This is a genomic window from Pseudomonas batumici, from assembly GCF_036585405.1.
Lineage (GTDB): Bacteria > Pseudomonadota > Gammaproteobacteria > Pseudomonadales > Pseudomonadaceae > Aquipseudomonas > Aquipseudomonas batumici.
Map to the genome: position 1 here is coordinate 5,617,985 of NZ_CP144470.1, position 24,911 is coordinate 5,642,895.

16 protein-coding genes are annotated in these 24,911 nt (G+C 60.5%); 8 read left to right on the plus strand and 8 right to left on the minus strand.

The annotated features are described in order from the left end of the window. Window positions 1-86 precede the first annotated feature (86 nt). From NUH87_RS25695 to NUH87_RS25720, 6 genes are all read left to right on the plus strand, one after another. Window positions 87-1,868: a hypothetical protein gene (locus NUH87_RS25695; RefSeq protein WP_338523181.1), complete on the plus strand. Its 1,782-nt coding sequence runs from the start codon at window positions 87-89 to the stop codon at window positions 1,866-1,868. Between the two features lie 31 nt (window positions 1,869-1,899). Continuing rightward, complete coding sequence (locus NUH87_RS25700) at window positions 1,900-4,278, plus strand: hypothetical protein (RefSeq protein WP_338523182.1); 2,379 nt, start codon at window positions 1,900-1,902, stop codon at window positions 4,276-4,278. Between the two features lie 81 nt (window positions 4,279-4,359). Then, a complete protein-coding gene (locus NUH87_RS25705) occupies window positions 4,360-6,732 on the plus strand; it encodes a hypothetical protein (protein ID WP_338523183.1) in 2,373 nt (790 codons plus the stop codon). 47 nt (window positions 6,733-6,779) lie between these two features. Next, entirely contained in the window at window positions 6,780-9,737 is a 2,958-nt protein-coding gene (locus tag NUH87_RS25710) for a hypothetical protein (RefSeq protein WP_338523184.1), read from the plus strand. A gap of 89 nt (window positions 9,738-9,826) precedes the next feature. Then, complete coding sequence (locus tag NUH87_RS25715; protein WP_338523185.1) at window positions 9,827-14,479, plus strand: RHS repeat-associated core domain-containing protein; 4,653 nt, start codon at window positions 9,827-9,829, stop codon at window positions 14,477-14,479. 409 nt (window positions 14,480-14,888) lie between these two features. After that, on the plus strand, window positions 14,889-15,149 hold the full coding sequence (locus tag NUH87_RS25720) for a short-chain dehydrogenase (RefSeq protein WP_338523186.1): 261 nt from the start codon (window positions 14,889-14,891) through the stop codon (window positions 15,147-15,149). A gap of 113 nt (window positions 15,150-15,262) precedes the next feature. On the opposite strand, the gene NUH87_RS25725 is transcribed toward NUH87_RS25720, so the two are convergent. The 8 genes from NUH87_RS25725 to NUH87_RS25760 all read right to left on the minus strand — a co-directional run bounded on the left by NUH87_RS25725 (window position 15,263) and on the right by NUH87_RS25760 (window position 22,936). Beyond that, window positions 15,263-15,907, minus strand: a complete 645-nt coding sequence (locus NUH87_RS25725; RefSeq protein ID WP_338523187.1) for a response regulator — start codon at window positions 15,905-15,907, stop codon at window positions 15,263-15,265. 146 nt (window positions 15,908-16,053) lie between these two features. Beyond that, window positions 16,054-16,335, minus strand: a complete 282-nt coding sequence (locus tag NUH87_RS25730; RefSeq protein WP_338523188.1) for a helix-turn-helix transcriptional regulator — start codon at window positions 16,333-16,335, stop codon at window positions 16,054-16,056. Window positions 16,336-16,792: 457 nt separating this feature from the next. Further along, entirely contained in the window at window positions 16,793-17,872 is a 1,080-nt protein-coding gene (locus tag NUH87_RS25735; protein ID WP_338523189.1) for a nucleoside hydrolase, read from the minus strand. Window positions 17,873-17,963: 91 nt separating this feature from the next. After that, complete coding sequence (locus NUH87_RS25740; protein WP_338523190.1) at window positions 17,964-19,274, minus strand: MFS transporter; 1,311 nt, start codon at window positions 19,272-19,274, stop codon at window positions 17,964-17,966. 174 nt (window positions 19,275-19,448) lie between these two features. Further along, window positions 19,449-20,081, minus strand: a complete 633-nt coding sequence (locus tag NUH87_RS25745) for an N-carbamoylsarcosine amidohydrolase (RefSeq protein WP_338523191.1) — start codon at window positions 20,079-20,081, stop codon at window positions 19,449-19,451. A gap of 15 nt (window positions 20,082-20,096) precedes the next feature. Beyond that, a complete protein-coding gene (locus NUH87_RS25750) occupies window positions 20,097-20,849 on the minus strand; it encodes an Asp/Glu racemase (protein ID WP_338523192.1) in 753 nt (250 codons plus the stop codon). A gap of 135 nt (window positions 20,850-20,984) precedes the next feature. Continuing rightward, the gene (locus tag NUH87_RS25755; protein ID WP_338523193.1) at window positions 20,985-21,791 is read right to left on the minus strand and encodes an alpha/beta hydrolase; all 807 of its coding nucleotides are present in this window, start codon (window positions 21,789-21,791) and stop codon (window positions 20,985-20,987) included. Next, on the minus strand, window positions 21,788-22,936 hold the full coding sequence (locus NUH87_RS25760; protein ID WP_338523194.1) for an FAD-dependent monooxygenase: 1,149 nt from the start codon (window positions 22,934-22,936) through the stop codon (window positions 21,788-21,790). Before NUH87_RS25760 ends, NUH87_RS25755 begins: the two co-directional genes overlap by 4 nt. A gap of 310 nt (window positions 22,937-23,246) precedes the next feature. Here NUH87_RS25760 and NUH87_RS25765 point away from each other — a divergent pair, with 310 nt between their 5' ends. Further along, entirely contained in the window at window positions 23,247-24,299 is a 1,053-nt protein-coding gene (locus NUH87_RS25765) for a 2,5-dihydroxypyridine 5,6-dioxygenase (RefSeq protein WP_338523195.1), read from the plus strand. 92 nt (window positions 24,300-24,391) lie between these two features. Then, a complete protein-coding gene (locus tag NUH87_RS25770) occupies window positions 24,392-24,841 on the plus strand; it encodes a MarR family winged helix-turn-helix transcriptional regulator (protein ID WP_040065821.1) in 450 nt (149 codons plus the stop codon). Window positions 24,842-24,911: the final 70 nt, after the last annotated feature.

The window sequence follows — 24,911 nt, forward strand, 5'->3', positions numbered from 1 at the left end:
TAAAAAACTTCCACTGGAGTAATGCGGTCCGCTGTTGACGGGACAGGTCTTTTACGACGACGACTGATTACCGTGGAGCAACATTCATGGCGGACTTACCTGTGCCCCATATTCCCGGCTTGTTGGCTGGCAATATCATTGATATTGAACAGCTTGCAGGTGATCCGTTACGGACTTATATAAAATACGATGTGATAGCCATCCACGATGTACTCTGGCCAAACTGGCGCGGCTGCAGTGCCCAGGGCCAAGTGCATGACTATGTCAATCAACGCGTCGATGTCACCGTGGCCGCCGGTTACACCCCGGAACTGGGGATGCCGGTGGATATCCCGCATTCGCTGATCAAGCACCTGGATCAGGGCTGGGGATTCTATTCGTACTCGGTAGCGCCCCCAGCCGACCCCACCAATCGCGGCCCCGAATCGCAGCGACAATTCTGTTATGTCGGCGTGCGCTCCTCGGCCTTGCCGGTGCCCCAGGTCAAGGAATCCCACGCCCTGGCGCTCGATCCCGCGACCACGACCGTGACCGCGGTGGTCTCGCCTTATGCGGCGATGAGCGTTGGCGACAAGGTGAAGCTCTTCTGGGAGGTGTTCTACCACGGCCTGCCGGACGACCTCTGGAGCCAGACCAAGACCCTGGTCGCCGAGGACATTGGCCGGCCGTTGAGCTGGGCGGTGCCAAGAAGCTTTGTGGTCGGCATGGACTATGTCGAAGCCCGCTACACCGTCGAGTATATCGGCGGCGGTGACAGCGAATCGATCATGCAGGTCATCGAGTTTGTGCCGCCGGACCCGAATGTGCCGCTGTTGGTGGCAGTACGGGTAAAGGACCTGGTGGGGACGGAGATCGACCCCCGGCAGTTTCCCGACGGCCTGACCCTGATCATCGATCTGGACTCCGGCATGCTCCCTGGCGATGAAGTGCTGCTGTACTGGACCGGCGAGCGTTCCACGGCCAGCGTGATCAAGTCATTGCGCATCGACCTGTCGGTTCTCGACAGTGGCGTGCTGGAGTTTCATCTGGAGCCGCGTTGGCTGACCGACAACCAGGGCGGCGAGGTGCACTGCAGCTACCAGTACGCCCGCGAAGGGTTTGCCCGCTCCTCCGTGGACCTGGTGCTGCGCATACTGCTCCCACGGAACCTGCCACCGCCACAGATTCAAGGGGCCACCCCCGAAGGCAGTGGCGGCGAATACAAGGGCTTCCTGCTGGCGCAGTCGGTCCGGGGCGGGGTGACGGTGTCCGTGCCGGCGGAGGTGCAGATCGGCCCGGATGAGCGGGTCGAAATGCATTGGGCGGGTTACCCGAACAACGGCAACTATATCGCCAGGACTGCGGAAAGCGATGGCAGCTACTTCATTCCACCGCGTTATGTCCCGGCGAATATGGCCTTCGGCGAGTCGCGGCGCTTTCCGGTGTTCTACCTGATCATCCCGGGCGCCGGCCAGCCGACGCCGTCCGATGCCTTCAATCTGCGCATCCAACCGCTGGAGAGCTCGACTTACCCCACCGTCTATTGCGAGCAGGCACGTGGCGGGCCGCTGTCCCTGGGCAGCGTGACGGAAGACGGGGTGGATATCTGCGTCGAGCTCTGGACCTTCATGGGCCAGGGACAGTGGCTCACCCTGCAAGTGACCGGTACGCGGCCCGGCGGTGGGGCAATAGATCCGTATTTTCTGCTGACCGATTACCCGGTCAACAACGCCGATGTCTCGGCCAGGAAAATATCCAGGAAGTTGCCCCGCGACATCCTCCGGCAACTGGCCCTCAACGCGTCTTTTACCTTGAAGGCCAGTATCAGCTTCGACAACGGCGACTCGGCTTACGACTGCCTGAACGGCTACGTCGAGTTGCGGGCATGAAAGCCTTGAGCGATGAGCAAGGAGACCGGCAATGAGCAATTACTCAGTCACGGATATCGTCAACTGGTTGAAGACCAAGGGCCTGTCTGGCTGGGATGCGATTGCCGCCTATGACCAGGCGCAAGTCAATGCGCAGTTGGCCCAAGAATATATTGCTCGATTCAATAGCGCCGCGTATTTGCCGTTGGTCAATGAGGATATTCCCACTGAGGATGGCGTGGATGAGTTGGTGATCGGCTATGAGCTGGACGCGCCGCGACTGTCCTTTGAAAACTCGAGCATCAAGAGCGGCGTGGCCAAAATGACCCTGAAGGTCGTGGGCGGTACCCAACTGTCCATGTACCAGCCACCGGGCGGCAAACGTTATGTCAACAAGGTCGAGGTCAACGATGCCCTGGATGGCCAACAGCTGACGATGGATGTCGAGTTGGCGGTGATGCCCGGTACGGTCGATTCGGCGGGGAGTGTCGTGGTCGATATGGCCAAGGGCACAAACTTCGAGTTGAGTTTTTCCGCGAGTCCGCAGGCCAGGAAACTGGCCGGGGCGACCTTTCAAAAATTATTCGACGAGGTGTTGAAGCCAGAGCAGAAACTTTATGTATTGAACACCTTCAGCACGGCGGGCAACCCCTTGCTGAAAGTGAAAAGCTTCGGCATTCGTGCCCATGCGGCGCCAGGCGCCAGTCGCCATGGCGCGGATAACTTTGGCGACGGGGAAGTGGTGTTCTTCATTACCCTGATGGGCGGTGAGGCGGGGCGCTTCCCCTCCTCGGAGAATGACTTCCAGTATCTGATCCCGGCCGGTGATTATTCCTCGACGTTTCTGGTCTCCCGGCAGGCCCTGACGGAAAGGGTATTTCTCGCTGCGGTTCGGCGGTTGGCCGGCTTGTCGGATACGGCCACCTTGCCCTTTGAACTCACAGTAGCGAACAACCGACTCCAGCGCATGGACGCCAGGGGCGGCGAGTTAAGGCCCTATGAGAACCTGGTGTTCACGGGCTCGGGTGAACGTTTTGTATTGGGCCGCGTGAGATTTTTATTATATAGCGTGGCCAATCCCGAGTACGCCAGTTCGCTTGAAGTGCGCTTCGAGGGTGACAAGGCCCTGGTGACCTGGAAACTGGCCAGTCAGGTTTTTTCTTCGGAGCACTTCTACACCTACAACGGTGTGGCGATGCGTGCGAAGGAGCTGAAGTATGTAAAGGGCGAAATGCTCTTCGATTGTCAGTACAGCGTGCAAGCGGACAAGACCATTGCGCTTAAAATGCAGGTCAATGACCTTGATCTTGTTTTGCGAACCACCGGAACCCCGCAGGTCGGACCGGTCAGTCATCCGTCCGAGGTTACGGCTGATGCACCGCCGGCGGCGGAGATCATGCATGCCCTGGAAAACCAGGCCCTTGATTTTTTCAATGAGGAAATGCGCAAGGCGGCGGCACGTTTTGCCAGCACCGGGGAAGAGGTCTCGGTACTCGCCTTGGGCAGCCTGCTGTTTCGCCAGGGCCGGCTTGAGCTCAGTGCCCTGCATGTCCCCGGGGACATGGCGATATTTGGCAAGATCGCCTCCGGCGCGAACAACTTTGTGGTCACCCCCCTGGAACCGGTGGTCGGTCATGGTGCCGAGCAGCGCTTTGCGACTGTCCCCGCGCGCTCGGGGCTGCGCTGGTCGGTCGAAGGCCTGGATGGCAACCCGAATATCGGCCGGATCGATCCGACCACGGGGGTGTATACGGCCCCCGCGGCCAGCGTGATTGCCGGCAGTTATGTGCGGGTCCGGGTCAAGGCCGCCACCGCCGATGGGGCGATCTTCAGCTATGCCCTGGTCACGGTGGTGGTCCGCGATATTACCGTCAATCCGGTGGTGCAAACCGCCACCGCGGGCAACTCGACACCGTTGGCCTTGTCGGCCGGTAGCAGCGGTCGCGGCGAGTTGATCTGGAGAATGGCCGATCTTTCGAGTGGCGCCACCCTCAGCGGAACGTCTCCCAAGGACATGCAGTATGTACCGGGGCCTAAAGTGACCGGTCAATACTTCAAACTGGATGAAGTGCTGGTCACGGAAAAGAATTCGTCCACCGGCAATAGCCAGTCGAGCTTTGTGCTGGTCGCCCATCGAGCCTCGAATATCTTTCCTGAAGTGGATGACAGCCTGGACTTGCCGCAAGACCAGGTGCAAATCGTTGCACGCGGCGAAGATGAGCAGCCCATCGAGGGCATTACCTGGACACTGCTCGCCGGTTCCGGGCGGTTAAGTGAAAGCGGGCGTTTTAGTGTCGATCCCGCAGGGCATCACAAGTTTGCTGTTATTACCGCTTTCAAAACAGCCAGTCCATTGAACCTGAGCGGTTTCATTATCTTGCCTTTGCCCCTGCTCAGTAGCCGGCGATACCTCGATAGCCTGGGTATTTAAACAAGGTTTTGTCTGGGCTATGGCCCGTTCATGGGGCTGCCGACAAAACACGAAATAACAACGTGATTGAGAGGATAGGTCATGGAACTGAACACCTACGATAGTTTGATTCAGTGGCTGAGTGTAAAACCGAGAACCTCGACCTGGGATGCATTGATTGCCTATGACCGTGACCAGGCCAACCGCTTGTTACGCCAGGAGTACATCGAGCGGTTCAATACAGCGTCTTATTTTCCACTGTTCAATGAAGATATCCAATTGTCGCGAAACAGCTCGACCGTGGTCATCGGTTATTTACTGGATGCGCCGGTACTTTCTTTCCAAGGGGCCAATATCAATAGCTCGATGGTCGATTTCACCATGAAGGTGATGGGGGGCACGCAATTCGCGTTTGGCGAGCCGGAAGGGGGTGAACGCTATATCAACAAGATCGCCGCCCTCGATGCCCTGGATGGCCAGCGGGTCACTGCGACCACTGAACTGAATCTACAAAACGATGAGCCGATCAATTCCATTGGACAGGTGGTGCTCAACACCAGCAAGGGTACCAACTTTCAAGTCTGGTTTGCCAAGACCTATGAGGCTCGGGTAATCGGTGGAGCAAGCATCAAAGAATTTTTCGACAACCTGGATGATACCGTCAAGAAATTTGAATTGAGCCGTATCGTTATTCGTGAAGAGGACTTCCTCAAGCCCGAGTCATTTAAACTGCGGACCCATGGTCGTTATAACCCCGGCCCAGGCGCTCCGATCACCGACGAAGGCGCGGTGTTGATGTTTGTCACCATGCAAGGCGGTACCGACGGTGATATACCATCGAGCAATGAGGCGCTGCATTACCTGATTCCCAGCGACAGGCCTTATTCCTCAGCGATGTTGTTGGGGCATCGCTTCTTTATGCAAAAGATGTTTGTCGAGGGCTGCAAACGCATGCACACCGGCAGTACGCCTTTTACCGCTGTGGTCGAGGGTATTGAGGAGGTATTTGTCACCGGCGTGCGCGCCACCTCCGGGGAGCGCGTCACCAGCTGGCCGGCGGCGACCCTGGCCCATTTCAGCAAATTCCAGATTGCCCGTTTGTCGATGAATCTGTTCAAGCAGGCCAATCCGGATGCGGCGACCCTGGTCTTGAATTTTGTCAGTGGCAAGATCCGCCTGGCGTGGAAAGGCTCGGGTGAGCAAGAGGCAGAGGTGATCACCACGGCGGGTGGCCAGACCCATCGGGCCAGCATGCGCGTGGCCTGGGTCTGGGAGGAGGAGTTCGAACTCAGGTTCAGGGTCGATGGCGAAGGGCTGGAGTTGATCTCCACGCAACAGAACCGGCAGGCGATCTTCAAGGCCCAACCGGGCGGCTTTGCGACGATCGCCGGCGTGGCCGAATATTTTCCCGAGATCGCCGAGTATGTCGAAGCCAGCTTGCTGCCCGAAGCCTGTCGCCAGGCCATGGCGGCGTTTGCCGAGCCGATCCTGGATATCAATGCCGTGGCCCTGCACAGTCTGTTGTTTCACTCGAACAATGCGGTAAAACTGCTCGATGCCCGGCAGCCAGGCGATTTGATCTACTTCAGCGATATCGCCCCGAATCGCCTGGCGTTTGAGATCTCCCCCCTCGAAACCCTAATCGGCCCCGGTCGGCGGTTCCAGTTCAAGACGACGCCCGCGCGCAGCGATATCACCTGGCGGGTCGAGAATATTAACAACCAGGACAATTATGGCCGTTTGAGCGATGAGAGTTACCCCGGAAAAATCGAGCCCGATGGCTGGTATACGGCACCCGTACTTGCACAAATTCCCGGGCAATTCAAACGGGTGAGGATTGTTGCCGAAGCGCCGGGCAATATGGTCAGTTATGCGTTGGTGACGGTGGTGGTCAGGGATATCACTGTCAATCCTTTGATTCAAATGGCGAGCGCCGGAGAGGAGGACGAAGAAAAAGCCCTCGAGTTATCCGCCGGGACCTTGGTAGAGGGGAACCTGGTATGGTCTATTGCCAATCAAGAGGATGGCGCCAGGGTCTATGGCAGCAACGACAAGGAAATGAAATATATGCCGGGGCCGAAAGTAACCGGTAAGTATTACCATATTGATGAAGTCAAGGTCAGTGTCACCAAGGACGGGGTTGAAACCACCCAGTCCTCTTATGTTCTGGTTGCCCATCGCCCGGCCAATATGTTTCCGGAAGTATTGGAGGCGTACGGTCTGCCGGATAACCAGATTAAATTGGTGGTCTATGGTGAAGACGGCGAAGTGTTCCCCGGGATCCGCTGGGAGCATATCTGCGGTTCGGGTGAGGTCAACGCCGACGGTGTCTTTACCCAGCGCGAAGGCGATACCAATCACTTTGCGGTGATTACCGCTTTTCTGCCCGGCCCGATGAATTATACCGGGTTTATCATCTTGCCCTTGCCGCTGGTGAAGAAAGAACAATTTATCAAACTCCTCAAACGCAAATGATCGCGTCTCGGTAATGACTCACGCGTCTTTATATACAGAGGTGCAAGATGGCTACCAACTCGCTGGAAGAGTTACTGGAAAAGATGCAGGGTGATACGGTCACCCGCGGTTGGGGCGCGGTTGCGGTATTCGACCGGCGGCGTCTCAACCTGGCCTTGCAGCAGCAGTTTGCCGCCGGTTTCAGTGGAAGCAATTTTCCGCCGCCGATCAGCGGACGGGTGAGGCTGTCCACAGTGACCTATGAATTTATCGACCTGTATTCGGTGGTCCTGGGGACACCGACGCTGTCCTTTGAAACGGCCTCGCTCGGCAATCCGACCGTGACCATGACCTTTCCCCTGGTCGGAGGGGTGGCGGTGCAAGGTGACGAGCCTGCCGGGCAGATGCCCTCGTTTATCATGTCCCAGTCCATCGAACCCGGGATGGGTCATGAGCTGGTCCTGGAGATTCCCCTAACCCAGGCGCAAGGCAATGTCGATCAGGTAGGGCGCGTATTGCTGGACCTGTCCGAGGCGAGAAGTGCCCGTTGCAACCTCGGACGTGGCCGAGGCAATTCGCCAACGCTGATCGGCCAGTTCTTCCTGGAGCAATTTGCCGCCTTGCCCGAGGGCCGCCGGGTCTTCGAATTGAGTCGTCTCGACCTGAGCGGCTACAACCCCCTGAGTCCCGCCAGCTTCCGTGTGGTCACCCAGCGTGCGCCGGGGGCCGAGAAGGCCGGTGCGCTGAATGCCCAGGAGGGCGCGGTGGTCTTTCTGATCCGGCTGCGGGCCAATGAAGAAGACGGCGACCTTCCTACCGAAGGCGGTAGTTTCCCCTACCTGATTCCTGACGATATCCAAACCGATCCGCAAGGCAACCCGCAGCCGATGTATTCGGCGACCCTGGTGATTGCCCGCAAAATGCGCCGCTATATCAACGAGCAGCGCATTGAATTGCTCAAGCGTTTTGCGCTGTACAACGACTATGAGTTTGTCGAGGCGGTGATCAAGCGTCCTTATGACACAGCGGTGTTCGGCAATCTGCAGAGCACGCGCACCACTATGTTGCTGGAGCCGGCTTTCGCCGAGTTGGCAAACGGCGGAACCCAGCAGTTCCGTGCGGTCTGGGGCGATGGCACGCCGGTGCTCGGGGTCGAATGGCTGCCACCGCATTCGGTCAACTACATACAGGCCAGCGGTTCGATCAGTCCCAATGGGCTGTTTACCAGCGTGCCCGCCGATGATGATATGCCTGAGGACATTGTGCATACCGTGGTCACCGCGCGTTACTGGCAACCGGCCAGTGGCAACCTGCCCCCACGCGAGTACACCGCCTCGGCGGTGGTCCTGGGGGCGCCGCAGAGCACCTTGATTTCCGCGAGCGTCTGCGTGCGCAGTACCCGCGTCGCGAACCCGGAGCCGGTCGAGATCCGCGGTGCGACACTGACGGCCAATACCTTACGCTGGCTTGAGCCGGAGCTGGGCAGCCTGACCAAGATCGATGACAACCAGGTGATTTATACCCCACCGGCGCTGGGCAGCCAGGATCCGGCGATTCAGGTCCAGCGCATCGGGCTGAATGACACCGAGTCGAGCGCCGAGACCACGGTTATCTTGCTCAACCGCACTGCGCAGCTGGCCGTGGGGCCGAACTATTCGGGGCCGGTCTACCCGGGCGAGGTGATCCAGTTCAGCGTCGACGACCATCCCGCCGACCTGTTCGAGTGGAGCGTGCTCGGCGAGGGTGAGATCAATGAGCAGGGGCTCTACCGGGCGCCGGAGAGCTTCGCGCATTCGGTGGCGATCATCACCTGCAAGCATGTCGACAACCTGATGAATCCGTTCGGCTATGCGGTGGTCCAGCTCTCGCGCCGGGTGCAGGCAGAGCCACACTGGGAGGAGCTCGCGTCCTTCACGTTGACGGTACCGGGGGGCGTGAACCGCTGCTACAGCAACGGTCGACAACAGATTACCGTGCTGATCGAAGTCGAGACCAAGGCGGTCAAGATCGGCGACCGGAACTATGATGTGCCGCTGAGCGATAGCGAGCTGGCGAGCATTGAAATCGTCGATGGCGAAACCAAACACCCTCTGAAACTTCTGCTACCCCATCAGGAGGGCATACCCGAAGGCAGCACTGAGCAGATGGTCAGCGACAAGAGGAACCGCTTCAATTTGTATTCCACCGGTGTGGTCAGGGAGTCTGCCGAACCTGAAGAGATCGCCCCACGTAATAACCGCACCCGCTCGCGTCGCCTGCAGGTGCATTTTGCCATTGAGGAGTCTCGGACGTTTTATGCGCGGTTTCGCGATGATTTTGGCTCGTACAAGAATTCGCTCGAAGTGGGTTCGCTGAACAAGGAGGTGGAGCTCACCGGTGTCGCGATACCTATTGTCGACACCAGCCTGGGCGATTCGACGCCGGACTACATGCGCAACACCGATTATCTGCTCCGGCGCGAACGGGTCGATGGCGTGGGCCAGCCGGGACCCGATGGCAATGAATTCGATTATTACCTGACTTCGATCGATTACTGGCACCTGACCTATAGACGGCTGGGCCAGTTCCCGGTGGGGTTCATGGTCATGAGCATCGAGGCCAACTGCTCGACCATCCAATGGGAATCGGAACTGCTCGAGGAAACCTTCTTCAGCTACACCGGTTGTGCCTTTTATCCGCAGCCGAGCCTGAATCGGGATAACCCACCGCTGGAAGAGACCTTCGACGGGCATTTCTACGAGTTGCTCGGTGTGCAGAAACCGGCGGAAATCCTCAACTCGGACTTTGTTCCCAATAAAGGTCCGAACCGCGGCGGGCTGATGGTCAGCCTGCATCGAGAAGCGACCATGCCCTATTGGTACGACGGCATGAGTCCGGATGTCGCTATCGAGTTTCGCAAAGAGCTCGATCCGCCGGTGAAGTTCAGGTTGATTGACCAGGAAGGCAATCTTCACCGGATTACCATCGGCTTCCCGTCACCGTCGGTCTATGACAGCCGGAATAAATTGGTTTTCAGCTTTTTGTGAAGTTCGACCGGGCGCTGCCGGCTTGAGAGACATCGGGCCGTTGCGGCGCCACCGCCTAATTGACTGTATTGAAGAGAAGGTGAAGAGCAATGAGCGCCTCAACGTCTGTGCACTCCAATGCCTTTAATTTTACCAGTTTCATGAATAACGGCGTCGATCCACGTACCGGCCAATATACCCAGTCGATCAGTTTGCCGGAACTGCAGAGTCATCTGTTGAATGGCCCGGTGATTCCCATCAGCCTGGACTTCAACCCACTCAATACCCTCGACAGCGGTTATGGCCTGGGTTGGAACCTGCGGTTGTCGCAATACACTCCGCACAATCAGGTGATCACCCTCAATACGGGGGAAAGTTTCAAGGTCACCAGCAGCGGCGACGAGCCGGATATCGAGGAAAAGAAACTCGACACCTTCCACTTCTACGATGAGGGCAATGACCGTTACCGTATCGTGCACAAATCCGGTCAGGTGGAAATACTCCAGACCGGCGGCAGCGGCGATAACCGGGTGGCCTTGCCAGTACAGATCTATTCGGCACAGGGGTATCAGGTCGACCTGACCTATGTCCCCTTCCAGGGTGGTCAGTTGCTTTCCAGCATTGTCGAGAAGCAGGGCCCGACCTTGCTGCAAGTCGTGCGCAGCACCAACGAGGTCGAGTTGCGGCTGTTTCCCGGGCAAGCCGGCGAGGCGCTGTACCTGTTGCATCTGACTGGCGGCAAGGTCATGGCGATTACCCTGCCCGGCGAGACGCAACCCTCCTGGCGCTTCTACTATGGCGACAGTATCCGCGGCCTGAACTGTCTGCGCACGGTGCACAACCCCACGGGCGGCGTGGAAACTATCGAATACCGCGATGAGGGCCATATCTTCCCCAGCACCGCCGGCCGTGCGGCGTTGCCGCGCGTCACCCATCACACCACCGAGCCGGGTTTTGGCCAGCCAGAGACCAAGGTGACCTACCTCTACAACGACCACCTGAATCACAATTTTCTCGGCAATGGCGCGTCCCTCAGTTGGAGCAACGATGTGGACAATCTCTACAATGCGCCCCACACCTATTTCTATGGCTCGACCGAAACCCTGCTGGTGGGCACCCGCGAAGTACGGACCGTCAAGCGCACCTATAACCGCTTTCATCTGCTGACGGAGGAAGTCACCACCCAGGGCGACTGTCGCCAGACCGTGGAGACCACCTATTACGCCGAGGACAAACCCTTCGCGCTGCAACCGCCACAGTGCCAGTTGCCCAAGGAGGTGAAATCCAGCTGGAGTCTGGTCAGTACCCCCAGCCGCTACCGCAGCGAAATCCAGACCACGGCCTACGACGATTTTGGCAACCTGACCGAACAAGTCGATATCAATGGGGTCAGGTCGGTTCATGAGTACTTCGACAAGCCCGGAGTACCCGGCGAATGTCCGAAGGACCCGGAAGATTTTGTCCGCAACCTACGCCATACCACTGTGTATCCCGCCTCGGCCACGGGGACCCAGGCGCCGACCTTGCGCACGGCATTTCGTTATATCGCCCTGGCCGCCCTGACGAACAGTGGCCGCAACCTCAGCCTGGTGCCCAGCCAGGAGCGTTTGCTGGAGATGAACGGAGCGGCCGAGACGGAGCTGCAAAGCACCTTGCTGGAGTACTTCGACACGCCCGGCGATAGCCGCCTGCACGGTCGCCTGGCGCGGCGCGAACAAACCCGCAATGGCCAACGCCTGGAGACTGCGTACGCATACAGCACGCCCGAGAGCCGGCTGGCCGGCGAGCCGGTGCTGCAAACCGTGGAAACCCTGACGGGGTTCGATGGCGAACAGAAAGTCATCACCCTGCAACGCTCGCTGACCCGTGGCGAACCGGTACTGGAGCGTGATGACAACGATGTCGAGATCCTGCGGCGCTACGATCGGCTCGGGCGGGTCACCAGCGAGACGGTGGCTCCCAACTCGGATGAGTTCCGCGCCACCCGGCACTATCGTTATGTATTGGTCGCCATGGACGGGCAACAAGCCGAGCAAGTGGTGACCGACGTCAAGGGGGTCGAGACGCGCAGCCTGTTCGACGGCCTGAACCGGATTATCCGCGAGGAGCGCCAGAATGCCGATAGCCAGAGTGGTGCGCGGGATTTTCGAACGACCTACAGCGCAGGCTACGATGAGTTGGGCAATCTGGCCCGGGAAACCCAGGTTGACTGGTTGGGCAGCCGGGACCTCGAACTGAGCAGCCACTATCAATACGATGATTGGGGCCAGCAGTTGTGCGTGACCAATCCGTTGGGGGTCAAGGAGTACAGCCAGATCGACCCGATCGGTAACGCCGACCACAACGGGACGATCCAGACCGTCTGGCAGGAAGGCAGCGGCAGCAACCCGCTCAAGTCGGGCAAGACCGTGGCCTGGCTCGATCGTTTCGACAAGCCGGTACGGGTCGAGCGCCTGGGGCTCGACGAACGCACCGTCAGCCTGCATGAGTACGTGCAGGATGGTCTGGGCCGCACGATCGAGGACATCGATGGTCGCAATGCCCGCACCCAATACCGTTACGATGCCTTTGATCGCCTGGAACAGAGCACCCTGCCGGAAGGCGCCGAGGTCTTGCGTGAATATGCCGCGCACAGCACGGAAGATTTGCCGATCAAAATCAGCGTCGACAGCGTGGTGCTGGGCGAGCAGAGCTTCGACGGGCTCGACCGCAAGATCGGTTCGGTCACTGGTGGGCGCGTGCAAGAGTATGTCTACGACCCTGGCCAGAACCAGCCGAAAACCGTGACGGTGCCCAGCGGCGAATCGATCGACTACGAGTACCAGCCACAACTTGGCGAGGAGCCGCTGATGCGTCGCCTGCCCAGCGGCGAAGCCGACTATCACTATGACAACGCCAATGCCCGCTTGCTCTGGTGCGAGGAGGCGGGGCAGAAACTGACGCGCGAGTATTTCAGCACCGGCGAGCTCAAGAGCGAGTCCCTGGTCCAGGGCGGCGAGAGCCATGCCATGCACTATGACTACAGCCGCCTCGGACTGCTGCGCAGCTATGTCGATGTGCTTGGCCAGACGCAATCCTATGACTATGACGAACGTACCGGGCAACTGAAGCAGACGGCGTTGGGCACGACGACCTCGACGTTCAGCTACGATGGCCTGGGGCGGACCCGGAGCATTCATACCCGTGATTCCGCCAGCGGCCAACAGGTGCGTATCACCCTCGAATACGATGAGTTTTCTCGGGAAACCCAGCGTACCTTCGACCTGGACGGTGTCGAGCAGACGTTGACCCAGGCCTATGACGCGGTCGATGCGCTGGTCACGCGCAGCTTGTCGCAGGGCTCGACGCAACTGCGTAGCGAGCAGTACGAGTACGACCTCAACGGCCGCTTGCAGATCTATGACTGCGCCGGCAGCCAGCCGCCACAGGACCCTTATGGCAACCCCATCAGCCAGCAGGTGTTTCGCTTCGATGCCCTGGACAATATCACCCGGGTGGTGACCACCGCCGTGGGCGGCGAGATCAATCGGGCCGATTACCACTACCAGAATCCCGATCCGGCGCAGTTGAGCAAGGTGCTCAACAGCAATCCCGGCATGGGCTACCCGTCGCAAATCGAATTGACCTATGACCTCAACGGCAACCTCACGACGGATGAGCAAGGCCGTACGCTGGAATACGACGCGCTCAATCGCCTGCTCAGTGTCAGCGCGCCGGACGGCGGAGCGCCGCGTGGCTACGCCTATGATCCGCTGGACCAGTTGTCCCGGCAGGAGGAGGGGGGCAATAGTCAGCAACGCTTCTATCGCGATGGCGAACTGGCTAATACCCTCGGGCCTCGGCAGAACCGGACCTTTATGCGTGGCGGCGACAGTGTCCTGGCCGAGCGGCAGGACAGCGCGACGCGCCTGCTCGCGACCACTCTCGGCAACAGCGTGATCAGTGAGCTTGGCCAGGGCGCCACGCATCAGGATATGGCGTACAACGCCTACGGACATCGCAGTGCCGGCGAGGCGGCGAGCGCCACACTGGGCTTCAACGGTGAACTGCGTGAGGACGTCAACGAGTGCTATCTGCTGGGAAACGGCTACCGGGTGTATAGCCCGGGACTGATGCGTTTTCAAAGCCCTGACTCGATCAGCCCGTTTGAGCAGGGCGGGGTCAATGCCTATGCCTACTGTGGCGGGGATCCGGTCAATCGAACCGATCCGAGTGGGCATTTTTCCTTTACCGCGATCGGATCATTATTGGCCTTGATCGGCGGAGGATTGATAGTTTCTTCCTTTGCCGTGAAGGGCAAGGGCACCAAGACTGTGCTGGCAAGCGTTGGCGGCGTGATGCTGTTTGCCGGTTTGGGCGCGATCGGGATGGGGGCCTTTCAGGCGAGAGGTAACTTCGGTTCTGGTCGCACGGGCGGGGTCGTGCGGCAAGCGGCATCACGATCTAATCAGCGCCAGGCTTATCAAGCCAGGGCAATAGAAAACGCGCGCCAGGACCTGGAGAGTCTTCGCTACCTCGAACGTCAGGCAGCAAATCAAACAGCACCTGTGGCAACGGTACAAACAGCAACGATCCCACTAAGTCCATTAGCTGGGCAGGCAGGAGCCTACGTCGATGTGGGCCGGCGGATATCAGTCACATCGATGCTGGAACCAGTACCAGGACCAGTAACACCAGGACCAGTAACATCGGCCCCCAGACCCCCCATGCCACTCCCTCCTCAAGAAACGAATGCGGTGACGGTCGTCAGGAGATCGACCTAGTAACGTGAACAGAAAAGCCCGAACCTGCCGGCAGCGACGCCCTTAAGGGGCGCTGTCGCCGGCAGGCTGAGGTTTTAAGAGAGAGTTTTCACGACGGTCTTCAACACTTACAAATTCTCACCTGTAGGCACCTTGCACCGTTCGACGACTGGGGCTTAAAGTCTTCCGGTCGCCCATATTGGCGACACGGGTTTGGCGACTCGTCGATAAAATGTGCAAAAGCTTCCTGAGCTTAATTGCAGGTATGCTTGTCTCCGCAAAGCCGCGTTATGGCGGCTGTGCGCGGGAGACCTTCGGGTCTGCCGGTTTTTGCTCGTTTATCCCGGTTCGCCAACCTGCGTACAGCCGCCACCCCTTCGTTTGGCGACGATTGAGTGATGGCTTTCATTTAAAAAACGAGGCTTTACCCATGACTAAATACATACCTCTTACCGCTATCGACTGCCTGATCCCTAGCCTGCTGATCGATGCCGAAAGCCCAACCGACGTGCTCCACGCCAACGCCGCCGCGCGCTTCCTGGCCGCGACGCAAATGCTCGAATCCCTGGCCCGCATCGAACTGCACAATGCCAACGACATCGACTTCCAACATATCCTTCAAGTCCCGGCGATGGTCCTGCGCGACGGCTGTGACCTGATGGATGTACTCGGTTGGCGATTGCGCGTCTGAGTCTTTAAGCAAAGCAGACGAAACCTGTAGAGGAGTGGCTTGCCTGCGAGGTTTTTAGGGGGCTTATGGGCCTTTTCGCTGGCAAGCCAGGCTCCTACAGGGGAGCGGTGTTTTCAAGATCCGTTCAACCCCACCCGCCGCACATACTCTACCAACTCGCCGTTATGCCGCAGCCCCAGCTTTTCCATCGCCGTGCGCTTCTGCCGGCTGATGGTCTTTTCGCTGCGGTTGAGGCGTTCGGCGATTTCCCGGCCGGAGCAGGCCTGGCCGAACAGGCGCAGCACTTCCAGCTCCCGTTGTGACAGCGGGGTATCGAGCAGGGCGCTGGTGCCGTGGGTTTTCAGCAGCAGGGCAAAGCTGGGGCTCAGGTACTCGCGGTTCGCGCTCACGTGCTCGACCGCCGTGCGCAGCTCGTGCAGCGGGCGATGTTTGTCGAACAGCCCGGTCACCCCCTGATCGAGTACCGCCCGTAACAACGCCGGGCTGTTGAGCATGGTCATCACCAGCACCTTGAGCCGGGGAAAGTGCCGGCGGATATAGCGGATCAGGGTGATGCCGTCGGGGAAGCGCCCGTTGGGCATGGAAAAGTCGGTGAGCAGCAGGTCGCAGGGCTGTCGTTGCAAATGCGTGAGCAGCGCATCGGTGCTGCGGGCTTCATGCAGCCGCAGGTCCGCGTCGCGGTCGGCAAAGCTGATGGCCATTCGCGCACCTTGCAGCACGACGGGATGGTCGTCGGCCAGGAGGATATGTCGGGTCATGGAAGCAGGAGCCTTGGGGCGTCGGTCTGTTCAGGGGGGAGCGAATCGCAACGGCGCCTGAGGGTCACAACTGCCGAGTGCAGTTCTCGTGTGACGATCAGGTCGGGACTGTGAGTATCACGCCGGCCAGCCGGCGGGGATCGGTGTCACAGCTGCACCAGGCCCATTTCCGCCGCCTTGCGCAGGGCGGCCCAGCGCGACGACACCTTGAATTTGACCCGGATATTGGCGAAGTGATAGTTCACCGCCGATTCCGTGCATTCAAGGATTTGTGCAATTTCCCACGAAGACTTGCCCATCACGGCCCACTCCATGACCTCCAGCTCCTTGCGGGTCAGGCTGATGCGTGGGCGCGGTTCGGTGGCTGGCGGTGCAGGGGGAAGCGTGGGCGCGTTGGTGGCGGTGGGTTTGGAGAGTGAAGCGTGCATGTCGGAAACTCCCGCAAAAATGCGATTGAAGAGATTCATCGGTTTTTTTGGCTGAGTTGCTCAGGCGTTCCTGGCGAAAAGGGCCCCAACGTCACTGGCGATTTCCGCAGATCGCCCGTGAAGTTATAAACAGAAAAAAACGTTTTGGGACCTGTCAAAATTGACAGGTGGCGACTGTACAAGGAGATGTGAGCTATTTCTGTCAGCCAATTCTTTTTGTGTTGTGGGCTGAAGGCAAAGTGCTTCCAACCGCGTCAAAAAATGCAGAAATTCTTTGTTTACAGTCAGTTAATTCGCAGGCTCGCGCAGGCAGGTGAAGGGGGGATGGCGGTGATGCGGGTAGGGAAAGTAGGAAAGTTCTGTCGTTTATTTTTTTGCCGTTGGTCGTTTTTATCTGGGGTGGCGTAGGACGGCGGCGTTCGGGGGAAAGGTGACCGCTGAGCGGTCACCGCTGGCCTCAGGGCTTTTTCACGGGCGTCGGCAAGGTCACCAGTGACACGTAGTCGTTCCAGAATTTCTTCTGGTCCACCGCGAACACGATCCTGGCTTTCTGCGTCCCCACCGGCGGGCTCTTCTTGTAGCCCAGCGCGCGACCGTAGTCCGGCCCGAAATGGGTGTCGACATCGATCCACATCTCGCGCGACTCGGTGACGATCTCGGGTTCCGCGAGGAACAACGCCGGCAGGCTGTCCCAGGTGAAGCTGTGGTAACCCGGGTCCTTGGCGAACTGCGGCCCGAACACGCTCTTGTACAGCTCCGGCACCGCACCCTTGGCGGCGATCACCCGCTGGTAGACCGAGGCGTCGAAGGTGACTTTCTCGCAGACATCGTTGGGGAAGATCACGTGTTCGATGGGCGAGCGCAGGACGATCTTCGCCGCCTCCGGGTCGAACCACCAGTTGAACTCCGCCGCCGGCGTGGTGTTGCCGGGAATCTCGATGGCGCCGCCCATGTACACGATGCGCTTGATCAGCGGCACGATATCCGGCGCCTGGCGGATCGCCAGGGCCAGGTTGGTCAGCGGGCCGATGGCCAGCAGGGTCACTTCGTGCGGGTTCTTGCGCACGCTGTCGATAATGAACTGCGGGGCGGTTTCGCTGCGCAGTTTGGTATGCGTCGCCAGGCCATCGGGCGGTGCCACCAGTTGCGCCGCCGAGGTCGGTCGCGGGCTCTTGAACGCCCCCGACCAGCCGGCACCGAACAGCGCCTGCTCCTGTGGATAAGTGGCGAAGTCATGCAGCAGCGGATAGGCCGCGCCGGAGTAGACGCCGATCTCCTTTTCCACCCCCATGCGTTCCACGGCCCTGAGGGCGTCGACCTGTTCCTGGTCGACCCAGGCATTGCCGCTGACCAGGGTCATGCCCAGCAGGTCGATCTTCTTCTGTGCGTGTAACTGCGCCAGCATGATAAAGGCCTGGCCGTCGTCGTTGAGGACGTTGAAATCGGTGTCGATGATGACTTTTTCAGCCGCTTGCAGCGAGCCGGCGGACAAGCCGACAGCCAACGCCAGCGCGCAGCCCTTGAGAAAGCGTTGCATGGTGATGTGCCCCAATGAGTTGTGATTGTCTTGTGCTGATCCAGCCTAGCCTGCCGACGCCTGGAAAGGCCATCGGCAGGTCAGTGGTCACTTAACGATTGACCAGTTTGGCCGGCAGGGCGATCACCAGGCCGCTGCTGAGGATCAGGCAACCGGCGAAGAACCAGAGGGCCCCGGCGCTGCTGCCGGTGAGGTCGATGGCCACACCCATCAGCGAGTTGCTGACCAGCCCGGCGATGTTCGCCAGCGAGCAGGCCAGGGCAAAGCCGGTGGCCGCCGCGGTGCCTTTGAGGAAGGTTGCCGGCAGGCTGAAGAACACCGGCACCGCGCCAATGATCGCCGCCGAGGCGATGGCGAACAGGGTGACCGTCGCCACCACGTTATGGGTGAAGAAGGTACTGGTGGCCATGGCCGCGGCGCCGATGAAGAACGGCACGATGATGTGCCAGCGGCGTTCGCGATGCTTGTCGGAGCTGGCGCCGATCAACAGCATGCCCAGCAGGGCGGCGACACTCGGCAGGGCGGTGAGCACGCCGATATGGAAGGTGTCGGTGATCCCCGCGTTGCGGATGAAGGTCGGCATCCAGAAGCCCATGGCGTAGGCGCTGAGCAGGATCGAGAAGTCGATGCCGCCGAGCATCCACACCTTGAGGTTGAAGAAGCCGTCGCGAAAGTGCTGCTTGCTCTCGGGGCTGCCGGCCTCGTCGCTCTGCAGTTCGTTTTCCAGCACGGCCTTTTCCTCTTCGCTGAGCCATTTGGCCTGCTGGAAGTGGTTCGGCAGCGCCCAGAAGGTCAGGATCCCGAGCAACACGCTGGGGACGGCTTCGATCAGGAACAGCCATTGCCAGCCGCGCAGCCCGCTGACCTGGTCGAAGTGGCCCATGACCCAGCCCGACAGCGGTCCGCCGATGACGCTGGAGAGCGGCAGGCCGATCATGAACAGGGCGATGATCCGCCCGCGCCGGTGGGTCGGGAACCAGGTGGTCAGGTAGAACAGCACGCCCGGCAGGAAGCCGGCCTCGGCGGCGCCGAGGAGGAAACGCAGGATGTAGAACTGGGTGGTGGAGGTCACCAGCAGCGTGCAGGCCGAGAGCAGGCCCCAGGTGATCATGATCCGCGCGATCCAGACTTTCGCCCCGACCTTTTCCAGCACCAGGTTGCTCGGCACTTCGAAGAGGATATAGCCGACGAAGAACAGCCCTGCACCGAGGCCGAAGGCGGTTTCGCTGAAGTGCAGCTGGTCGAGCATCTGCAGTTTGGCGAAGCCGATATTGATCCGGTCGAGGTAGGCGGCCAGGTAGCAGAAGCACAGGAACGGGATCAGTTTCCAGGTGATCTTGTGGTAAAGCGCTTGGGTCGGATCGGCGACCGAGGTCGCGGTTGTCGCATTCGCAATGGGCATCGGATGTCTCCTGGCGGTGACTTATGGTTTTTATACAGCCGCTTTACATACTGTGCTCTGGGAGCACCGATAAGGCGGCTTCCAAAGGCAGTGTCAGAAGACTGGGCGCCACGCTCCGCACGGAGGCGGCGCTCAGTTTTTTACGCGACCATGCTCTATGGCACGGTTCTGCGGTCAAGCTCCCTGGAACTTCGAGATCGCTTCCTGTTTGCTGACGACATCGCCGTACTTGCTGTCGATGTCGAACAGATTCGCTTCATGGGGCGCCGGATGGCGGTCGCCCACGCATTCACGTACGACGATGGTCCTGAAACCATGCTGCACGGCATCCACGGCGGTGGCGCGGATGCAGCCGCTGGTGGAGCAGCCGGCCAGCACCACGGTGTCGATGCCCTGGGCGTGCAGCTGCGAGGCCAGGCTGGTGCCGAAAAACGCACTGGCGTATTGCTTGCTGATCACCACTTCCGAAGGCCGCGGCAGCACCGCTTCGCAGAAGGCCGCCAGCGGGTTGCCCTCGATCATGTCCTTCATCACCGGCGCCTTGCGCACCCACATGCCGCCATCGGCGAAATGGCCTGGATGGTAGCGAATATTGGTGTGCACCACCTTAATTCCGTGACGGCGGGCGCAGGCCAGCAGCTCGACGCTTTCGGCCACGGCGCTGACCACGCCGGGGGCGAACAGCGGCGCGCCTTCGGTGGTGTAGCCCTGCATGAAGTCGATCATCAGCAGGGCCGGCGTGTGGCCGAAGCCGATCCGCTGACCCCAGACGCCCTGGTAGTTGTCATTGGCGCTTTGTTCGCTCATGGCCTAGTTCCTCGATCAGTACGCGCCGGAGAGCAGGGCGCCGGCACCGGGAACGATGGGTTCCAGGTCCAGGGCCTTGAGCATGGCGTAGGTGGTGGCGATGGCGGCGGTCAGCACCGGCTTGCCGGTCTGCGCCTCGACCTTGGCCACCGCCGGCAGGGACTGCATCTGCACGCAGGCCGAGAGCACGATCACATCGACGCCTTCCAGGTTCATGCCGGCGACGATGCCCGGCAGGTTGGCCGGGTCGTGGCGGGCCACTTCGAGGTTGTCGGGGATTTCCAGGGCGCGCCAGTCCACCACTTCGAAACCTTCTTCGCGGATGTAGTTCACCACCAGTTCGGTCAGGGGCTTCATGTAGGGCGCGACAATGGCGATGCGCTTGGCGCCCATGACTTTCAGGCCTTCGATCAGGGCGCCGGCGCTGGTGATCACCGGGGCGTTGCCGTCGTTGTCGGCGGTGGCCTTGCGCAGGCGGGCTTCGGATTGGCGGTGATAGCCCAGGCCCATGGCCATGATCGCTACCAGGCAGGCGTAGCCCAGCACGTCGACCTTGGCGTCGGACAGCTCGACGGCGCAGCGGTCGGATTCACCGTCCATGGCCGCCAGCTCTTCCTTGCGCACCTGCTTCATGCGCATGCGGCTGGAGTGAAAGGTGAAGCGTTCCGGGCGGATCGCCTGGCGTGCGAGGAGCATCGCCGGGATCTCGGTTTCCATGGTGGTGTTCGAGCTGGGGACGATCTGGCCGATGCGGTAGGGCTTGATCATGCGGGTCTCCTTTAAGGTTCAGGTCAGGCCCTGTAGGAGCGAGCTTGCTCGCGATGGGCGTTAACGATAACGCGGGGCACCTGATACCCAGTGGTACCCGGACTACCATCGCGAGCAAGCTCGCTCCTACAGGTTTCAGGTCAGGCGCACGCCCAGGAAGTCGCCGAAGGCGGCGAAGAAGCCGTCCAGGTCATCCCAGGGAATCATGTGGCCGGCGTTGGGCACGTGGGCAATTCGGATGCTCGGTTGCAGCGCGCGGATTTCGGCTTCGTCCTCAGGCAGGATCACTCCACCGCGACCCGCCACCAACAGCAGCGCGGGGGCCTCGAGCCGGGGCAGGTCCTGGTGGAAGTCCACCTCGTGGAAATCGTTGAATGCCCTGACGATGGCCGGCTCATAGCAGGTGTGCAGCCATTCGGCGCGCAGTTGCAGTTGCTCCGGGGTCCAGGTGGCGCAGAAGGCGCGCATCGCCTCGGCGTCCATCCCGATCAGCGACTGGCGGATCGAGTCCACGTACCAGGGCAGCTTGCTCGGGTACTCGCGACGACCCGGACCGGACACCGGCGGGTCGATCAGCACCAGGCTTTTCACCCCGGCGGGGCTGAGCACGGCACTGCGCACGGCGAAGCGCGCGCCCATGGAGTGGCCGACCAGGTGGTAGTGATCCAGGCCCAGGGCGGCGGCAAAGGCGGCGATATCCCCCGCGCAGGTCTCGGCGCTGTAGTCCAGCGCAGGTCCACTGGCGGAAAGGCCACGTCCACGGACATCCAGTACATAGGTGTCGAAGTGCCGGCCGAAGCGTTCGGCGACGAAACCCCAGGTGATCGCCGGGCTGGTGATCCCGGGGATCAGGATCAGCGCCGGGCCCGTGCCGCCATAGCGCAGGTAGTGCTGGCGAATGCCGTTGGCCTGGACGTTGCCGCCGTGTACGAAAGTGCTCACGCCGCCACCCCCGATTTCAGCGCCTGGGCGTAGAGGTCGTAACCGTAGACCCAGGCCGGATCTTCCTGGGTGCGCAACCAGGTGTTGGCGTTGGACACCGCCTGGACCCGCGAGGCGCGCTCCTTGCGGTTGGCTTCATAGAGTTCGAAGGCGGTGCGGTAGTCGCCGAGGCCGGTTTCCTGCAGGCAGCGGGTCAGCATCGCGGCGTCTTCGATGGCCATGCCGGCGCCCTGAGCCATGTGCGGTTTCATCGGGTGGCAGGCATCGCCCAGCAACACCAGGCGACCTCGGCTCCACAGCGGCAGCGGGTTGCGGTTGCGCAAGGGCCATTTGGTCACGGTGTCGGTGGCTTCGATCAGCGCCTGCACGCTGGGGTGGTAACCCTGGAAGGCCTCGAACATCTCTTCGCGGCTGCTGTCGACGAACGGGCCTTCGAAGTCCAGCTCCGGGTGCGGCACGCCGGTGACGTAGTAGTACTCGTCGCGCCGGCCGGTGGTGTAGTAGACCATCATGTGCCGGTCCTCGCTCCACCACTTGACGCAGTCCTCGAAATCGAAGTCGTAGCGCGCCAGCTGGTCGCGGGTGATCAGCGCGCGGTGGGCGACCCAGCCGCTGTACAGCGGCGCTTCATGGCCCAGCAGTTCCTCGCGGATCTTCGAGTTGATGCCGTCGGCCCCGATGACGATATCGGCGCTGGCGGTGCTGCCGTCGGTGAAGCTCAGGCGCACCTGGTCGCCGGTGTCCTCGATCTTTTCCAGGCGCTTGTTGAAGTGCAGGGTGCCGGGCTGGATCGTCGACATCTGCAACGCGTGCAGGTCGCCACGGTGCACGGTGATGTAGGACGCGCCGTATTCCTTGCGGGCGAATTCTCCCAGGGGAATGCGCGACAGGTAGTCGCCGCTCAGGCCGTCGCGACTGAACCAGTGGTCCGGGTGCGAGCCCATCTGGTCGAGCTGCTGCTCGATACCCATGCGCCGGAAGATCTTCATGATATTGGGCCCCATGTGGATCCCGGCGCCCAGGCGGGAAAACTCCGGGGCCTGCTCGTAGATCGACACGTCGAATCCGGCTTGTTGCAACAGCGTGGCGGCGGCGGCGCCACCCAGGCCCGCGCCGACGATGGCGATTTTTTGCGTGCTTGCCATGGGGCTTGCTCCTCGTTCCGAGTGTGGGGTGGCGGGTTCGGCCACCGGGTTTTTAAAGTGTATACGCTCTTTTTTTGAAAAGAGAAGATCCTCTGTGAAAATTAAATTTTGACCGGTTTTCGCCATGGGTAACCCGTTGTAACCATTATTTATGGGTTGTGTGTGGGTTGGTAACGTTTTTGTTTGCTGCTTGCAGAGCGCCGTTAATTCAGGTCTTATCGATATTAAATGGCGTATACGCTATAAAAACGCACTGGACTGAAGCGTCGCGCCTCGACTTGGTGCAGCGCGAGCGAAGAGGAGAGAGGAAATGCCGGTAAGTGATTGCGAACTGACGCAGATGTTCGAGCACGTGTTGAAGCTGTCGAAAGTCGATCCGACCCAGAGTGTTGCGGTGCTCAAGAGCCATTACTCCGACCCGCGCACCGTGCGTTCGGCGATGGAGGCGGCGCAGCGCCTGGGGGCCAAGGTGTACGCGGTGGAACTGCCGTCGTTCAACCATCCGACGGCCATGGGTAACGACATGACCGCCTACTGTGGCGACACCGCGCTGACCGGCAATCTCGCCGCACAGCGGGCGCTGGAGGCGGCGGATCTGATCGTCGACACCATGATGCTGCTGCACTCGCCGGAGCAGGAGCAGATCCTCAAGACCGGCACGCGCATCCTGCTGGCGGTGGAGCCGCCGGAGGTGCTGGCGCGGATGCTGCCCACCGAGGCGGACAAGGTGCGGGTGCTGGCGGCGGAAGCACTGTTGAAGAAGGCCCGTTCGATCCATGTGAAGTCTCGCGCCGGTAGCGATTTCCGCGCGGCCTTGGGGCAGTATCCGTCGGTGACCGAGTACGGTTTCGCCGACGAGCCGGGGCGTTGGGACCATTGGCCGAGCGGCTTCCTGTTCTCCTGGCCGAACGAGGAAACCGCCGAGGGCGTGCTGGTGCTGGACGTCGGCGACATCCTGTTGCCGTTCAAGACCTACACCCGGGAGAAGATCACCCTGGAGATCGAGAAGGGCTTTATCACCTCGATCCACGGCGGCTTCGAGGCCGGGTACCTGCGCGACTACATGAAGTATTTCAACGATCCCGAGGTGTACGGCATCTCCCATATCGGCTGGGGCCTGCAGCCACGGGCGCAGTGGACGGCGATGGGCTTGCACGACAAGAACGACGGCATGTGCATGGATGCCCGGGCGTTCTATGGCAACTTCCTGTTCTCCACCGGACCCAATACCGAGGTGGGCGGGACGCGCAAGACGCCGTGCCACATGGACATTCCGCTGCGCCATTGCGATGTGTACCTGGATGACCAGGCGGTGGTGCTCGGCGGCGATGTGGTGGCGCCGGAGGCGTCGCGGGTTCGCTGAGTCCGTGGGCGGTCGGGCGAGCTCAGGCTTGAGTCCGCCCGACAACCTGTCCATCATGCCTGCCCATTCTCCTTCGCCTTTTCGAGCCTGCCGTGTCGGATACTCCTGATTCCAGCCCTTACGTTTTCTCCGAGCAAGTCGGCCACCTGCTGCGCAAGGCCTACCAGCGGCATATGGCGATCTTCCAGCAGAATGTCGGTGATTCGCAGCTCACCGCCGTGCAGTTCGTCACCTTGTGCGCGGTGCGCGATCACGGTCCCAGTTCTCTGACCGAACTGGTCAAGGCCACCGCCGTGGACCAGGCCACCATTCGCGGTATCGTCGAGCGGCTCAAGGCCCGTGAGCTGATCACCCTGGAGCCGGATCCCGAAGACCGGCGCAAGGTTATCGTCGGGTTGTCCGAGGCCGGCAGTCAATTGGTGCAGCAGACCGTGCCTTGCGCGGCGCGGATCAGTGAACTGACCATGAGCAACCTCAACCCCGCCGAGCAGGTCGCCGTGCTGTTCCTGTTGCGCAAGATGATCGAAGACCGCGACGAATAATCGCTGTTCCCCGCGAAGTATCCGGGTGCCTGGCGGTCGGCTGGCACTCTTCTTGCTCTCCATTCATGTA

Coding starts and splice junctions, on each gene's coding strand:
- NUH87_RS25695 (WP_338523181.1), top strand. CDS start 87: ATGGCGGACTTACCTGTGCCCCATATTCCCGGCTTGTTGGCTGGCAAT.
- NUH87_RS25700 (WP_338523182.1), top strand. CDS start 1,900: ATGAGCAATTACTCAGTCACGGATATCGTCAACTGGTTGAAGACCAAG.
- NUH87_RS25705 (WP_338523183.1), top strand. CDS start 4,360: ATGGAACTGAACACCTACGATAGTTTGATTCAGTGGCTGAGTGTAAAA.
- NUH87_RS25710 (WP_338523184.1), top strand. CDS start 6,780: ATGGCTACCAACTCGCTGGAAGAGTTACTGGAAAAGATGCAGGGTGAT.
- NUH87_RS25715 (WP_338523185.1), top strand. CDS start 9,827: ATGAGCGCCTCAACGTCTGTGCACTCCAATGCCTTTAATTTTACCAGT.
- NUH87_RS25720 (WP_338523186.1), top strand. CDS start 14,889: ATGACTAAATACATACCTCTTACCGCTATCGACTGCCTGATCCCTAGC.
- NUH87_RS25725 (WP_338523187.1), bottom strand. CDS start 15,907: ATGACCCGACATATCCTCCTGGCCGACGACCATCCCGTCGTGCTGCAA.
- NUH87_RS25730 (WP_338523188.1), bottom strand. CDS start 16,335: ATGCACGCTTCACTCTCCAAACCCACCGCCACCAACGCGCCCACGCTT.
- NUH87_RS25735 (WP_338523189.1), bottom strand. CDS start 17,872: ATGCAACGCTTTCTCAAGGGCTGCGCGCTGGCGTTGGCTGTCGGCTTG.
- NUH87_RS25740 (WP_338523190.1), bottom strand. CDS start 19,274: ATGCCCATTGCGAATGCGACAACCGCGACCTCGGTCGCCGATCCGACC.
- NUH87_RS25745 (WP_338523191.1), bottom strand. CDS start 20,081: ATGAGCGAACAAAGCGCCAATGACAACTACCAGGGCGTCTGGGGTCAG.
- NUH87_RS25750 (WP_338523192.1), bottom strand. CDS start 20,849: ATGATCAAGCCCTACCGCATCGGCCAGATCGTCCCCAGCTCGAACACC.
- NUH87_RS25760 (WP_338523194.1), bottom strand. CDS start 22,936: ATGGCAAGCACGCAAAAAATCGCCATCGTCGGCGCGGGCCTGGGTGGC.
- NUH87_RS25765 (WP_338523195.1), top strand. CDS start 23,247: ATGCCGGTAAGTGATTGCGAACTGACGCAGATGTTCGAGCACGTGTTG.